We start from the raw sequence: 16066 nt of genomic DNA on the forward strand, positions 1-16066 counted from the left end.
TTAGATTTAATGATTTTAGATTTTAGATTCCAACCACACAATCCAACACTTTTAATCACCTAATCTAGAATCACTAAATCTCAGAATAAATAAAATCATTTAATCATAGATGTTTAAACTGACCTCAGCATTCGAACCGACCGGGGATCAACCGGAAGCAATCAAGGAACTAACGCAAGGACTTCTGGATGAAGTCCCGGGGCAGGTATTATTGGGAGTTACAGGATCGGGAAAGACATTTACGATTGCCAACGTGATACAAGAGGTTCAGCGTCCGACACTAATCCTCAGTCACAACAAGACGTTAGCCGCCCAGTTATACGGGGAGTTCAAAGCCTTTTTCCCCGAAAATGCGGTGGAGTACTTTGTATCTTACTACGACTATTACCAACCGGAGGCTTACTTACCCACCACCAACACGTATATCGAAAAAGATCTCATGATCAATGACGAGATCGACAAATTACGGTTACGAACCACGGCATCCTTGCTATCCGGACGCCGGGATGTAATTGTGATTTCATCGGTCTCATGTCTTTACGGTATGGCAGACCCGACTGCTTTCGGTTCAAATATTATCTACTTGCAGAAAGGTCAAAAGATAGCCCGTAATCAACTTTTACGCCGTTTGGTGGATGCCCTTTACGTGAATAACGAACTGGAATTCAAACGCGGTAGTTTCCGGGCAAAAGGAGAAACCGTGGACATCTTTCCGGCCATTGAAACCTTCGAGGGAATGGCCTACCGGATTGAGTTCTGGGATGATGAGATTGACCGAATTACCTCGTTTAGCCCGCAAACCGGGAAAACGATCGATGAAATGGAAAATCTGAACATCTACCCCGCAAACCTGTTTGTCACGGATAAAGCCACGCTCGCGAAAGCCATACATGACATAGAACACGATCTTGTCGTGCAAGTTGATTTCTTAAACTCCATCGGTAAACACTTTGAGGCAAAACGACTGGACGAACGGGTAAAATATGACGTGGAAATGATCCGGGAACTAGGCTATTGCTCCGGTATCGAGAACTACTCCCGTTACCTAGACGGGCGGGCTGCCGGAGTTCGCCCCTTCTGTCTGCTGGATTACTTCCCACAGGATTTCCTGCTTGTCGTTGACGAATCACACGTAACACTCCCGCAAGTAAGAGCCATGTATGGTGGTGACCGTTCCCGTAAACAATCACTCGTGGAATACGGGTTCCGTCTTCCGGCAGCTTTCGACAACCGTCCACTCACGTTTGAAGAATTCGAGGCCAACACGGGGCAAACCATATACGTCAGTGCCACCCCGGCCGATTATGAACTGGAAAAATGCAATGGGGTTGTCGTGGAACAGATTATTCGTCCCACCGGAATTCTTGATCCGGAAATCGAAGTCGTTCCTAGCAAGAACCAGATAGACCACCTCATCAACGAAATACAAAAACGAATTGAGATCAACGAAAAAGTTCTTGTAACCACGCTGACCAAGCGAATGGCGGAGGAACTAAGTAAATATTTGGACCGTATTCGCATCAAATGCCAGTACATTCACTCTGACGTGGACACACTGGAACGAGTACAGATCATCGAAAATTTACGCAAAGGAGTAATTGATGTAATTGTCGGAGTTAACTTGTTACGTGAAGGATTAGATATGCCTGAAGTTTCCCTTGTTGCCATCCTCGATGCCGACAAAGAGGGATTCCTACGTTCTACCCGTTCACTGATACAGACCTCCGGACGTGCCGCCCGTAACCTAAATGGCAAAGTGATCATGTATGCCGACACGATCACTCGCTCTATGCAGGAAACCATCAATGAAACCCAGTACCGCCGAGAAAAACAGATGGAGTATAACCTTCAACACGGTATCACCCCTACCCAAATACGGAAATCCACGGAATCCGTACTAAAAGAAACTTCCCGTGCTTACATTGAAGAAGAGCACGTGAACTTGGCCGCAGACCCCGTTACTGCTTACATGAGTAAACCGGAACTGGAAAAAATGCTGCAAAAAACAAAAGCCGCCATGCAAAAAGCCGCCAAAGAAATGGATTTCCTTGAAGCTGCCCGCCTCCGGGATGAAATGTTTAAACTGGAAGAAACAATCAAACGGCTGAATTCTTAAAACGAATCATTACAAATAAAAAAATTACCATGGAAAATTTAGGAGAACCATTTATTCCAATACATCCGGGTGAAATCATAAAAGAAGAATTGGAATTCAGAAAAATCTCGCAGAAACAATTTGCCCAAATTGTAGATTTTTCGTACACCATGCTTAATGATATTCTGAACGGGAAACGCCCCGTATCTACAGATTTCGCTTTGCTAATCGAAGTTTCATTAGGTATCAATGCCGAAATGTTAGTAAATATGCAAACTCGCTACAATTTACAACTGGCTCGACAAAACAAGAAAAACATTGACAAATTTGAGAAGTTACGAAATATTTGTGCTTCGTTATTATAGCAAAAAGCAACTGTTTTTCCAGTTGCTTTTTACCCTTCCAATCAAGATTCGAACCCACATTCTACAGGCGTTCGAAGTATTCTCCATTGTTTATCTACAGATTCTAAAAATTCTTCAAGTTTCACGGAAATTTCTTTTAATTTCGGGGAAGATAGATCATTCAAATACAAACCATTAGCACTTATCATGTAACTTCCCGTCAATGCCTCCCCATCACATTGACGAATACTTTTGCTTACAAGTGGAATCTCGTTCAAGACTTTCTTTCTTGGGGTATAGTCTTCCCGTATTGTAATGAAAGCCTCTTCTTTTTCCGTAGCCTCTTCAATATTCATAAACTCTCTCTTTTCCATCCGATCCAAGAATTGTTGCATTTGCTCAATAACACAGCTTATTTGCTCGGAAGATGTAAAGTGCATCTCCCCCTCGTAAGTATCGATATAGTAAGAAACACCATAAGTATCTTTATCCGCAAAACGACAAACAGACATATCCACATCAATTCCACATAAATCATCATCCTCAAATTCCTGAAAAGAGGTATTATCTTGTTCAAGAAACGTTTCGATCGTATCATAAATTTCAACTAATTGTTTTAACGAAAGATCGTACAATAACTCATCACCAATGGAAATACTATAGAGGCGTCGCATCTTACACGCAACCTCTAATTCTTTAATTTCTTTCGCTTGAAAAGAGTTGTACACAAACCATTTCTCAACAAAAGAAGTTTCCCTTGATAATTTTACCATTAATGCTATTAATCGTGAAGCTAACAGTCTCTTATCCTTACTATACGAGGGAACATCAACGTAACCTTGAAAAAAAGCATCAGCCAATTTCATCCAAGGAAGTCGCATACAATCCAAGAGTTGTTGCGTTTCATTCATTTCATGGAGTAAGCCTCCCAATAAATTTTCATCACAATCTCCTCTCAATTTATTACCCCGAAACCTTCTCATAACCTGAGACTTAGTCAGATAAAAATCTTTCGAAGACATTCTTTGTTGCTCTCCCGACATCCCGTCAGAAAAAGCACTTTCATCCTTTTCACCCATGATAGTCACATTTCAGGTCCATTACTCCTCAAACCAATCAAAGCTTCTACTTCTTTCCTCTGTTGCTGGTATTGACGTGCCAAACCCATAATCAAAGGTTCTTTCTTTGAGAGATATTTCATCTTTTTTATCAACTCTATCACCAAATCTGATAAGTGATTTTGCTTCTCTTTTCCCTCTACCAAAACCACATAGTGCATAAAGCTACTATATAATACAGAAATACAATCCTCCCACTGAAATTGCAAATCGTGTAATAGGTTTTCCACGGTACGCAAGTGTTTCAACATACCCTCTAAAGGTTCCTTTTTCTCTTGCACCCCAAACGCCATTAAACGTTCTGCCTCCAAAATGTAGTAATTTTCCAGCCTTTCAATTTCTTCCGTGGACAGGCCACCTAACGCATCTCCATTTTCTGATTGCGCCTTCAAAGCATCATTCTTTTCCATAAGTTATAGGTTTAAGTCAGGCAGAAAAAAACGGTTCCGCCTTTCCCGTTGACTTACACTACAACCGCAGCAGTGGGTACATTAATACACCACACGGGGGTACAGAACCGTATGTTGAGTAACAGGCATGAAAAATGCCTGCTACAATTAGGCAGGAACTCCCTGCGGTTGTTATAATGTAAGTCAATAGCAAAGGTATCAAACTATAAACAAATAGCAAACAGGAATACAAGATTATATTAAATTTTTTCGATCAGTGTTTATGTATAAAACCACGACACTACCTCAAAATCATCATATAAATTCGCAAATTTGCGAATTTATAAAATTTATTCCCTATCTTTGTATTCAAAGAAACAACTAATATGATTGTTACATTCGATAAAGAGTATCTAAAAGAATTATATGAATCAGGAAAAGTTAATGACAAAAAACATCATTTTCAGCCTGAGATTATACGTAGATACAAACGTTGTATAGATATCATGATTAACGTTTCTAACATTACAGCACTTTACAAATACAACGGACTAAATTTTGAAAAACTATCAGGAAATAGAAAAGAACTTTGTTCCATTAGAGTCAACAATCAATATCGAATTGAATTCATAGTAACAGAGATGCGAGGCGAAATTGTAACTACCATTTGTAATATAATTGAATTATCGAACCATTATAAATAGAAAAAGTTATGAGCAAAATAGATAATATCGACCCTAAAATGATTGCCAATAATATTACTCCTTTTGAGCCAACACACCCTGGAGAAATTTTGAAAGATGAAATTGAATACAGAGGCATTTCTCAAAAGAAACTTGCAAAAGAAATGGGCGTATCTTATACAGTCTTAAATGAGATACTAAATGCAAAACGTCCATTAAATACAGAATATGCCATGCTTATAGGGGCAGCTTTAGACATTGATGCTGAACCTTTACTTAAAATGCAAACATGCTACAATCTGCAAATGGCAAAAAACGATAGCAAGTTTATGGAAAAACTGAGCAAAATACGTAAAATTGCTGCTATCCTATAAGCTTTCTATTAACTAAGACTTAGGCAGCACCACATTCGTGATCCGTCCAACAGATGCCAAATTCCCAAATTCATCCGTTACATTAACAGATACCACGTGAGTACGATGTCCTTTATGGATAAACTCCGCACGACCGATAACATAACTTCCTTGAGCTTTCCGAACGTGGTTGGCATTAATCTCGATTCCAAACACGTGATTTTCTTCCAGATTCTCTCCGATATAAGTTAATCCACTCCCCACGGTCTCTACTAATGCCATAATTGCTCCACCATGCAATAAATTACCGGGACGCATCGTCCGTTCGTCAATAGGCATTTTTGCCTCCAACCAATTCTCTCCGATACCAATAAACTCTATACCTAAACTTGCCATTAATGTACCCCGGCTCTCCCGGTTCATCTGCTCTGTAATTACTGAACTATCCATGTATTAATTTCTTGATTTATGATTTTTCGATTCCGTGATTTCTACCCACAAAGCTAACGCCTTTTTATCGTAAATTACAAATTTATTCTTTTCTAGCTTTTCTCTTTGGGTTTTCAGGAAACCACCCTTTACGCACTCGTTCTTCCTGCTCGAAAATCTCCTTGATCGTCCAGAAAGAAGAAAAGGCAAACACGCCTAGTAAAGAAGACCATAGCACGTTCGTCACCCACAAAGCGGCCACTGTTCCCACGATTCCCAGAACGAGAAAAATCCACCAACAACCTGTTCCCCAATAATATTCCGCTTTAATCACCACTGGATGAAATAATCCGATAATCAGGAACGTGCAAATCCCGATAATCAGCCCTGTCAAATTATACGTTTCTATAAATTCCATACTCTATTTTTAGATTTATGCAAATGTACAAATATTCCAAAACTCTATTTCATTTCACCAAAATATTCCTACTTTTGTACATAGACTACGGGAAAAGAAGTAAACAAGTTTTATCAAATCATAAATTGTTTATATTCCTTATCGTAAATCACTAATTATAAACGAATATGGCACCATTAAAAGAAGGAGATAAAGCCCCTTACTTCGAGGGCATAAATCAGGACGGGAAAAAAATCACGCTGGAAGATTTTAAAGGGAAAAAATTAATCCTCTATTTTTACCCGAAGGACAACACGTCGGGATGCACTGCGGAAGCATGTAGCTTGAATGATGGTTATTCTTCCCTCACGGAAAAAGGATTTGAAGTCGTTGGTGTCAGCCCCGATTCGGCAAGTTCTCATTTAAAGTTCATTGCCAAATACAACTTGGCTTTCAACCTAATTGCTGATACCGAGAAAAAGATACTGGAAACCTACGGTGTATGGGCCGAAAAGAAATTATATGGCAGAACTTACATGGGAGTCGTGCGCACCACCTTTGTCATTGACGAGAACGGGATCATTGAAAAAGTGATCACGAAAGTAAACACGAAAGATCACGCGAAACAAATCCTGGAACAATTAAAAATAAAATAAAGCACTCCTCCGGCCTTCGACCACCTCCTCTATAAACAGAGGAGGAGCTGGTAACTCTTACCAAAGATGGTAAGTAACTCAACTCTCCCTCTGTTTATAGAGGGAGTACCCCGAAGGGGGGAGGGAGTTCAAATCTAAAATCTAAAATCTAAAATTTAAAATCAATAAATTATGGCAAACACAGAAACCAATCAAGACAAGTTAAAAGCACTTCAACTTACCCTTGACAAGATCGAAAAGAACTTCGGTAAGGGGAGCGTCATGAAACTTGGCGATAATGTCGTGGAAGATGTCGCAGTAATCCCTTCCGGCTCTATCGGACTGGACAGAGCATTAGGAGTAGGCGGATACCCGAAAGGCCGTGTGATCGAGATTTTCGGTCCCGAATCTTCCGGTAAGACTACATTAGCCATCCATGCCATCGCCGAGGCACAAAAACAAGGCGGTATTGCGGCTATCATCGATGCCGAACACGCCTTCGATCGGTCATACGCCGAGAAACTGGGAGTTGACGTGAACAACTTGTTTATATCCCAACCTGACAACGGGGAACAAGCCCTTGAAATTGCGGAACAACTGATCCGCTCGGCAGCAATCGACATCATCGTGATCGACTCCGTAGCTGCCCTAACCCCCAAAGCTGAAATAGAGGGAGATATGGGTGACAGCGTGATGGGATTACAAGCCCGTTTGATGTCACAAGCACTACGTAAACTGACAGGAACCATCAGCAAAACAAATACCTGCTGTATATTCATCAACCAGTTGCGTGATAAAATCGGTGTCATGTTCGGTAATCCCGAAACAACCACGGGTGGTAATGCGTTGAAATTCTATGCCTCCGTGCGTCTGGACATCCGTCGTGTAGGACAAATCAAAGACGGAGAGGAAATCTACGGTAACCACACCCGCGTGAAAGTGGTGAAAAACAAAGTTGCTCCTCCATTCAAGAAAGCCGAATTCGACATTATGTACGGGGAAGGCATCTCTCGTTCTGGAGAAATCGTGGATCTCGGTGTTGAATACAACGTGATCAAGAAAAGCGGTAGCTGGTTTTCTTACGGCGAAAGCAAACTGGGACAAGGACGGGAAACCGTGAAACAACTGGTGATGGATAACCCGGAACTGGCGGAAGAGCTTACCCAAAAAATCGTGGAAGCCATGGAGAACGGCGTGCAAGCGGCAACGAAATAAGAAAATCGAGTAATAAAACAGCTAAAATTACAATGAAAAGTTATTTATGTTCTGCATTAGTCTTGTTGGCAATCGTGTCGTGTGACAACAAGAAAGAGGCAGTAAAACCAAGTTATAAAACACCGGATATGAAACTAGCATCCGACGTGATGACGCCTGAGGTGTTATGGTCATTTGGTAGAATCGGTAGCGTAAACGTATCCCCCGATCAAAAAACACTCGTGTACGACGTGACTTACTTCAACAAGGAAGAAGATCGTTCATACAGTGACATCTACGTGATGAACCTGACCGATGGAAAATCAAAACAACTGACAGACACGGATTACAAGGAATTCGGAGAGACGTGGACTTCCGACGGTAAAATTGCCTTCATGTCCAGCAAATCCGGTTCCGTACAATTATGGGAAATGAATGCCGATGGTAGTGGGCTTACCCAGTTAACCAATATCGAAGGCGGTATCGGGGGTTTTATTTTCTCCCCGGACAAATCCAAACTTCTTTTTTTGAAAGACGTGAAACTGGAACAAGATGTTCACGATCTTCACCCCGATCTTCCGAAGGCAAACGCCCGCTTGATCGACGGTCAAGTATATCGTCACTGGAATGACTGGGTAGAGGCTTACACCCATCCTTTCGTGGCAGATTACATCCCCGGCCAAATGGTTACCACGGGTAAAGACATCATGGAAGGAGAAAAATGGGAATCACCCGTTCGTCCTTGGGGCGGTACAGAACAGATCACCTGGACCAAAGACGGGAAAGGCGTGATCTACATGGCCCGTAAAAAAGAGGGAATCGCTTACATGACTTCTACCAACACGGACCTCTATCTTTACGATTTGAATTCCGGTAAAACCCGCAACCTTACAGAGGGGATGATGGGTTACGACCAAAACCAAGTGATCTCTCCCAATGGAGAACTTATGGCTTGGGAAAGCATGGAACGTGACGGTTACGAGGCTGACAAAATTCGTCTATTCGTGATGAATTTGAAAACCGGGGAGAAGAAAGAATACACGAAAGATTTCGATCAAAATGTTGGGGCACTCTCTTGGGGTGACGATAACACGATCTATTTCATTTCAGACCATCACGCTACGGACGAGATCTATCGGTTAACCTTGAATGACGGTGTTATCACCAAATTAACCGAAGGCGTACACAATTACACCTCGGTTATTCCCGTGAACGATTACCTCATCGCTACCAAAGTATCTATGAGTCAACCGGCAGAAATCTACAAAGTTGACCCGAAAACCGGAAAAGACACCGAATTATCATTCGTGAACAAAGGTATTTTGGATCAATTAACCATGGGTAAGGTTGAATCTCGTTGGATCAAGACCACGGACAACAAACAAATGTTGACTTGGATCATCTACCCTCCCCACTTCGATCCGAACAAAAAATACCCGGCAATCCTTTATTGCGAAGGTGGTCCTCAAAGCACGGTAAGCCAATTCTGGAGCTATCGCTGGAACTTCCAGATGATGGCTGCCAACGGTTACATCATTGTTGCCCCAAATCGCCGTGGCTTACCGGGATTCGGACAAGAATGGAACGAACAAATCAGTGGTGACTACCCCGGACAAAACATCAAGGATTACCTTTCTGCTATCGACGAGATGAAGCAAGAGCCTTATATTGATGAAAATCGTTTAGGCTGCGTGGGAGCCTCTTATGGTGGTTTCTCCGTGTATTTCCTTGCCGGACATCACGACAAGCGCTTCAAAGCGTTCATCGCTCACTGCGGTATCTTCAATATGGAAATGCAATACTACAACACCGAAGAGATGTGGTTTGCTAACTGGGATATGGGTGGCGCTCCTTGGGAAAAGAATAACAAGGTGGCTCAACGCACGTTCGACAACTCTCCTCACAAATTCGTGGGAGAATGGGACACCCCGATCTTGGTTATCCACGGTCAGAAAGACTTCCGTATTGATGCCTCTCAAGGCATGGGAGCTTTCAATGCAGCCCGCATGCGTGGCATCCCGGCACAGTACCTGTACTTCCCCGAAGAATGTCACTGGGTATTGGGTTGCCAGAACGGAATCCTATGGCAACGAACTTTCGCCTCTTGGTTGGATAAGTGGTTGAAACAATAAAACCAAACAAATAAAAAGAATCCCACGGAGTATCAACTTCGTGGGATTCGCTTTTCTCCTACTTCACCTCACAATTTGCTTCCTCAAACCGTTCGACCAAAGGCACCATCAAATCAAACTTCTTAATTATATCCTTATAATCACGATACAACTCGTAGAACCTCTCCTTTTCTCCCCAATAGGCGTAAATAGCCGCGATGTAATCCCGAATGTCTTGTTCCTTAGTAGGGGTCTTAACCCAATTACGGGATGAAACCTCCACTTCCAGCCATTTGATAAATCCAAGCTCTTCCGGACAATCTGCCGGGGCAAACATACTCGCTTCATCATAATTAGAATCCCCGGATATTTTATAAAAATCCAGTAACTCATCCACACAAAACTCCTGAATCCAGTCCGCACATTTCACAGCCAAGATCTCCCCTCCGAACCATTTCAGTTCATCCTCACTCATCTTTTTGATCGCATTCAATTTCCCAATCACCATTCCTCTTATCCCCCGGCTATAAATATCCGTTTCGTAAGTAACATAGGAAAAACCGATTTGTTGCGTCAAGAAAACAGAATCTGCCAACAAAAAAGAATGTGGTCGGTAAGCTCCCGGCTCCGGCAGATGCGGAATCACCCGATCCTCAATCATATTAATAGCAACAATCATGGCTGCACTGTCAGCGGATAACGTCATTCGCCCATCCGTGTAAGTCCCGTACACGTAATACCCCATATCAAACAATTCCGTGTGAACGATAGGTTCCCCGTAAGCATCCACACCTCGTTCTTCCTGTCCAAGAGTATCATTAATAAAAATAGTCACGTCATAATACTTGTACATTTTATAAAGCAAATGATTCACCTCGCCCGGTTTATCCTCAACCTTATACCAATCGCGCATGTTTTCGACAGCCTTTACATCATTGTCTTCCTTGTCACAACTCACACAAAAGCAAAACACCATTCCCAGTACAACAAAAATATTTCTTAGCATACTCGCAATTTTTAATGTTAATTTTCATTCTTCTCCCGAGACTCCCGCTTATCGTTGTCCACCATGGCCCCCCGATCAAAAATAATCTCGTAATCCGGTATCGGTAACACCCAGGCATTATCCTGACCATACGGTTTCAACGTGTAACTCCCGTCATACACGCCCGGTTTCATACTCGCCATCGCGGACTGGTAAACCCCATGCGTGATTTCTTTCAATTCCGGATATTTAGGTGACACGGCATAACGTCTCAAATCAAACCATCGATGCCCCTCGCAAGTCAATTCCCGACGCCGTTCCTCCCGGATAAAATCAACCAACTCCTTTCCCTTCAAACCGTCTATTGCGGGCAACACGCCATCTTTATAACGTTTCTCCATCAAAACCTTGACCGTACTTATCGCATCCGGCTGATCCAGCATCGCCTGAGCCTCTGCCTTATTCAAATAAACCTCGGCAGAGCGAATCAGACAAGCATCATAAACTTTTACTGATCCTTTACGATTATTACTATAATCAGGAGTCTTCCTGATAAAGAAATATCCCGGACAATAACTTGAGGAAGGCTCTAAAAATACACTTTCCCGTAAATCAACCACGCCATCGTTCTTGTATTTCTTATACAAGGCCAGAAGTTCATCCGAAACACGATAACGTCCCCCTCCTATAACACCATACCGTGAAGTATTATTATTCATCAACCCTCCTATAGCGTAACTACCCTGGGTAAACAATATTTCCGGAGAGTTCACCGTATTCAACCATTTTTCGTCCAAACCATTCATGTCTCGCAACTTACATCCCAGGGCCAACACCTTGTCACACTCGTCAATAGCCAACTGCCATTCCCCCATGTACAAATAAACCCGACTTAGCAAAGTGCGGGCCGCCGCTTCATTTACCCTGTAAAAAGTTGGCTGAACGATACCAGCTAAATTATCTGCCGCATTCTTCAAATCCAAAACAATTTGTTCGTACACCTTCTCCACCGGATCCCGGCTAAAATACTTATCCTCGATAAACTCCGTGATGTTCAAAGGTAGGCCCAAATCCTTTCCTGCCGTCTCCTTTGAATAAGGTTTAGCGTAAAGATTCACCAACATATAATAATACCACCCGCGTAAAAACTGAGCCTCACCCGTAATTCGGTGACGAATTTCTTCCGGATCGCTCTCGAACTCTTTCACGTAAGATATGATCACGTTAACATACCCGATATGCTCGTATAATCTTTTCCAGTCAGAATCAACCAATTCCATCCCGGTCATATCAGAAAACGGACGTTCCCCCCACGTGTAAAAATTCCGATACCGCACGGCAGGATTCGCGTTTGCCAACATTTTTACCGCTCCGGAGAGAAACTCCTCCACGTCATCATCCATCACGTGCAAATACGGGTAATACTGTTCATTTTCCGTGTAATAAGCATATTCCTGATTTGCATTCCTTTTCATATACCCGTTACCGATAATAATCTCGTCCAAATCCTCGCAAGAACTAGCATACACGAGATCCTTGGAGTACTCCTCCAAAAAATTTCCACACGAGCTAAACAAGAAACATCCTACGACAACAACAAATAATATTCTTTTCATAACTCTGTTTACTTAAAACGTTACATTTAATTGAAGTGAATATGTCGGACGCACGGAAATATTAATCAAATCGGTAGAACCGGATTGAGACGGGTCTTGCCCTTTTAGCTTCCGGCTACACAAGGTAAATAAATTTGTCCCGCTCAAATTCAGGTAAAGAGACTTCACCCGCAATTTCTCGCAAAAACTTTCCGGCACGACATACCGCAACGAAATACTTGACAATTTCAAATAATTACCGGACGCCACCCGAAGATTGGAAAAGTCATACATATCCCACAACGTCTTGGAAAAATCGTATGTCTCACCACGCCACCAAGGGAAAGTAGCGGCCAAATGATCCATTCCCGACAATATACCGGGAACATCCGTGTGTAACTCATCTCCCGGACGACGCCAACGATTTACCAGCTCCCGACGAAGATTCTGTTCCGGCCCGTTCACAACTCCTTGATTCGGGTACAACCTGAACAAACGAATTTTCGAACCGATACTATATGACAAGTTAAAAGAAAGTCCCCAATTCTTCCATCCGAGGTAATTACTTATACTTCCCTGTAAAAACGGCTCCCGACACCCGGAATGCTCCATCACGGTCATCCACACATCCTCACGATCCATCGCCTCGTAAATCTCGTCCGTATTTTTTTCTTCCCCATCCACGATAGTCGTCGCCTCTGTCCCGTAAAACATCGGAGCCCCGTTCTTCGGGTCCAATCCCTTGTACCTGTAGGAATAGAACGTGTTCACCGGACGTCCGGATATTTGTACTCGACCATTCAAATAATCTTCAAACTTTACTTCGTCCTGCAACACTTGATCCTTATGTTTTACCTTATCAATCAACTGGTTGAAAACCGAACCAAAATTCGGATCAAAACGCCAGACTAACCCACGACGTTCCCCGTTAACCGTTGTCATCGTGTTGATTGGTACAAAATTCAACGTCAACTCGTAACCTTGATTCTTCAAATTCCCACTATTCACCGTGTAAGTATCAATGCCATTCACCACGGATACTTTCTTCGAGAGGAAAGCATCTGTCGTGTAACGGTAATAATAGCCGACCGTACCGTTAATTTTATTATTGAACAACGAAAAATCCACGTCCACGTTGTAAGTTGAAGTCTTCTCCCATTTCAAGTTGGGATTCGGGTATCTATCAATCGTCGAGAAATATTCCTTGAAATCGTTATCCGTACCTCCCTTTTTAATAATCAAACGGGGAGAATCCTGTGCCGACATATTTCCCTGGTACCCGAACGACATTTTCAGCGCCAGCATATCAATCCAGCTCACATTTCGCAACACATTCTCGTGCATATTCCAACGCCCGGAAACAGACCATATCGGCAATAACCGATCATTACTGGCATCCCCGAATTTATTCGAAAAATCAATTCTCGCGTTCACGTTAAAAATATAAGCATTCCGGTATGAATAAGTCGCCGTACCGATCAATCCCACCAAATTCGTCAGATTATCTTTCAATTGCCCTCTTGCCGCATCAGTCAACAACCATTCATTATATTTCGTGTAAAGATTGCCGTCTGTCATCGACTCGATCTTGTCAAAAATCAACCCTCGTTCCGGTAAATACCCACGTTTCGTGATCTTGAAACCACTATATCTCGAAGAACTCAATTCCCCGATCACGGCAGCAGAAACGACATGCTCCTGTTCCTTGTCGATACTTTTATTAAAAGTAAGAGATCCCCGGAAACTATAGTTCTCGTTTTTCGTGTTATCCAGTCGCAATTCTCCCCCGGAAGGACACAATGTCTTCCCGAAATCTATTTCTCCCGTTTCCGCGTTCTTTTTCCTTAACTCGGCAATATACCACGTTTTCTCCCCAAAATATATTTCTTCGTTTGAATTAGAGACATTATAGGAACAGAACACTTCAGCTTTCAATTCCGGGAACAAGTAATATCCCAAGGAAACATTCAAACCGATTTGCTCCGTTTTAATCTTATCGTAAGTATTATTTCGTTCGTTTATAATATTAAATAGCTGATCATAAGCACTAGCATCTGCTTTTCTCTTTTGATAAAACCAAAGATCTCCGTTATCATCATACGCCTGAATACTACGGGAAGTATTGTAAGCGTAATCGGTCACCCCGACTTTCTCCGGTGTATATTCCTTTTTAATCGTACTACCATTCAAACCGAATTGCATCGTGAAATTTTTATAGTTCAGATTTAAACGGGTCAGAGCGGAATAACGATCATTTTTCTCTCCCCGGATATTACCATTCTCGTTACTATACCCCAAGGACGCGTAATAGCGAATGTTATCCGTACCACCGGAAACACTTACCGTATGATTATGTGAATAAGAATCTTTCATTAGAATCCCCAACCAATCCGTGTTCACGGTTTCCATTTTATGAACGGCATTCAAAAACTCCTCGTGATTGATTTTACCGCTTTGGTAATCATAATAGGCGGATTCATAACCAACCCAACTCTCCAAATCCGGGATCTCCAGTTTATTTTCAACAATATCCCGAGAATAATCTATTCTCTCCTGAGAATTCATCACGTTCACCGCCCGGTCCGTGTACCGGGGGCGCTGACGGAATGTCCCCGTCAAAGAATAGGAAACCGACGGGGCACCCACTTTTCCTTTCTTTGTCGTGATCACAATCACACCGTTCGATGCCCTCGGACCGTATATAGCCGTGGCCGAAGCGTCCTTCAACACGTCGATCTTGTCTATATCGTCCGGGTTAATACCGGAAATCGCATTCCCCAACAAATTCACAAAATCCAAATCATTGATGCTCGCCGGGTCAATATTCACCGGATCAGACAAAATCACACCATCCAACACCCACAACGGAGCTTGAGATCCCAAAACCGTCGTCGTTCCCCGGATCTTAATCTTTGGAGCCGCACCCACCTGTCCCGAATTCTGCATGAAAATCATCCCCGGCACACGCCCTTCCAGCATTTGATCCACCGAACTTACCCCCGGCATCATAATATCATCCATCTTCAGAGAAGTCACCGAACTCGTCATGTGCCGTTTATCCACGTTATAATACCCGTAGGAAACGACCTCATCCAACTCCGTGGCATCCTCCTCCAATTCCACACGTAACGGTTTATCATCCTTCACGGCGACCTCCTGCCGCTTCATCCCGATAAAGGAAAACACCAACACGACATTATTCTCTCTCGGAATCATGAACTTGAAATTCCCGTCCATATCTGTGGCTGTACCCACTGTAGACCCTTTCAACAAAACGGCAACACCGGGTAAAGGATCGCCATTTTTATCCGTCACCAGACCGGATAACACCATCTTCTCGTTCCCAACTCTCTCCGTTTTCTTTTTAATCACGATCGATTGCATCTCGAACTTATACTCGAAAGGGGTACCCTCGAACAGCTTTGCCAAAGCGGCATCCACCGAGACATTCCGAACGTTCAAAGTCACGCTTTCCATCGCTTTCAACTGGTCCGCGTTGTACACGAAATTCAGATTCGTCTGTTCCTTGATTTGCTTGAACACAATCTGCACGTCAACATCCTTCACGTTGATCGTCACTTTCTGTTTCTGAGCCAAAGTAATGCAAGGCAATCCCAACAATATCAACACCATTACCCCCCATTTGCCCAATAGTAGTTTCATCTTTATCGAACATAAAAAGTCCGAAAAATCAAACAACTTTCTGATTTTTTTCATAGATTTGTTGATTAATATTAA

General features: G+C 42.7%; 14 protein-coding genes. 7 read left to right on the forward strand and 7 right to left on the reverse strand.

Translation table 11 applies throughout. From position 1 onward, the window contains the following. Window positions 1–109: 109 nt before the first annotated feature. Together uvrB and I2I33_RS15580 are read left to right on the forward strand one after the other, a co-directional pair. Complete coding sequence (uvrB, locus tag I2I33_RS15575; RefSeq protein ID WP_087420468.1) at window positions 110–2116, forward strand: excinuclease ABC subunit UvrB; 2007 nt, start codon at window positions 110–112, stop codon at window positions 2114–2116. Between the two features lie 29 nt (window positions 2117–2145). Continuing rightward, a complete protein-coding gene (locus tag I2I33_RS15580) occupies window positions 2146–2460 on the forward strand; it encodes a HigA family addiction module antitoxin (RefSeq protein ID WP_087420469.1) in 315 nt (104 codons plus the stop codon). A gap of 41 nt (window positions 2461–2501) precedes the next feature. Here I2I33_RS15580 and I2I33_RS15585 read toward each other — a convergent pair whose 3' ends face one another. Then, window positions 2502–3518 carry a hypothetical protein gene (locus I2I33_RS15585; RefSeq protein WP_087420470.1) on the reverse strand — a complete coding sequence of 339 codons (1017 nt, stop codon included), beginning with the start codon at window positions 3516–3518 and terminating at the stop codon, window positions 2502–2504. Between the two features lie 5 nt (window positions 3519–3523). Further along, the gene (locus tag I2I33_RS15590; RefSeq protein WP_087420471.1) at window positions 3524–3967 is read right to left on the reverse strand and encodes a hypothetical protein; all 444 of its coding nucleotides are present in this window, start codon (window positions 3965–3967) and stop codon (window positions 3524–3526) included. Between the two features lie 365 nt (window positions 3968–4332). Between I2I33_RS15590 and I2I33_RS15595 the strand changes: the two genes are divergently transcribed. Together I2I33_RS15595 and I2I33_RS15600 are read left to right on the forward strand one after the other, a co-directional pair. Further along, on the forward strand, window positions 4333–4650 hold the full coding sequence (locus I2I33_RS15595; RefSeq protein WP_087420472.1) for a type II toxin-antitoxin system RelE/ParE family toxin: 318 nt from the start codon (window positions 4333–4335) through the stop codon (window positions 4648–4650). An 8-nt stretch (window positions 4651–4658) separates the two neighbouring features. Next, window positions 4659–5003, forward strand: coding sequence for a HigA family addiction module antitoxin (locus I2I33_RS15600; protein WP_087420473.1), 345 nt, complete (start codon window positions 4659–4661; stop codon window positions 5001–5003). A gap of 12 nt (window positions 5004–5015) precedes the next feature. Here I2I33_RS15600 and I2I33_RS15605 read toward each other — a convergent pair whose 3' ends face one another. Further along, window positions 5016–5432, reverse strand: coding sequence for a PaaI family thioesterase (locus tag I2I33_RS15605; protein WP_087420474.1), 417 nt, complete (start codon window positions 5430–5432; stop codon window positions 5016–5018). A gap of 82 nt (window positions 5433–5514) precedes the next feature. Further along, window positions 5515–5829, reverse strand: coding sequence for a DUF4491 family protein (locus I2I33_RS15610; protein ID WP_087420475.1), 315 nt, complete (start codon window positions 5827–5829; stop codon window positions 5515–5517). A 167-nt stretch (window positions 5830–5996) separates the two neighbouring features. Between I2I33_RS15610 and bcp the strand changes: the two genes are divergently transcribed. From bcp to I2I33_RS15625, 3 genes are all read left to right on the forward strand, one after another. Continuing rightward, the gene (bcp, locus tag I2I33_RS15615; RefSeq protein ID WP_087420476.1) at window positions 5997–6464 is read left to right on the forward strand and encodes a thioredoxin-dependent thiol peroxidase; all 468 of its coding nucleotides are present in this window, start codon (window positions 5997–5999) and stop codon (window positions 6462–6464) included. A 171-nt stretch (window positions 6465–6635) separates the two neighbouring features. Next, window positions 6636–7658 (forward strand): recombinase RecA, encoded by a 1023-nt coding sequence (recA, locus tag I2I33_RS15620; RefSeq protein ID WP_087420477.1) that lies wholly within the window; start codon window positions 6636–6638, stop codon window positions 7656–7658. Window positions 7659–7690: 32 nt separating this feature from the next. After that, window positions 7691–9769, forward strand: coding sequence for a S9 family peptidase (locus I2I33_RS15625; protein ID WP_087420478.1), 2079 nt, complete (start codon window positions 7691–7693; stop codon window positions 9767–9769). 58 nt (window positions 9770–9827) lie between these two features. On the opposite strand, the gene I2I33_RS15630 is transcribed toward I2I33_RS15625, so the two are convergent. Genes I2I33_RS15630 through I2I33_RS15640 form a run of 3 tightly spaced genes read right to left on the reverse strand, consistent with a single transcriptional unit; the run spans window position 9828 to window position 16045 of the window. After that, on the reverse strand, window positions 9828–10754 hold the full coding sequence (locus tag I2I33_RS15630) for a hypothetical protein (RefSeq protein WP_087420479.1): 927 nt from the start codon (window positions 10752–10754) through the stop codon (window positions 9828–9830). A 17-nt stretch (window positions 10755–10771) separates the two neighbouring features. Beyond that, window positions 10772–12349: a RagB/SusD family nutrient uptake outer membrane protein gene (locus I2I33_RS15635; RefSeq protein ID WP_087420480.1), complete on the reverse strand. Its 1578-nt coding sequence runs from the start codon at window positions 12347–12349 to the stop codon at window positions 10772–10774. A gap of 12 nt (window positions 12350–12361) precedes the next feature. Further along, window positions 12362–16045 (reverse strand): SusC/RagA family TonB-linked outer membrane protein, encoded by a 3684-nt coding sequence (locus I2I33_RS15640; RefSeq protein WP_087420481.1) that lies wholly within the window; start codon window positions 16043–16045, stop codon window positions 12362–12364. Window positions 16046–16066: the final 21 nt, after the last annotated feature.

The organism is Butyricimonas sp. BSD2780061689_150309_C8, assembly GCF_015560935.1.
Classification (GTDB): domain Bacteria; phylum Bacteroidota; class Bacteroidia; order Bacteroidales; family Marinifilaceae; genus Butyricimonas; species Butyricimonas paravirosa.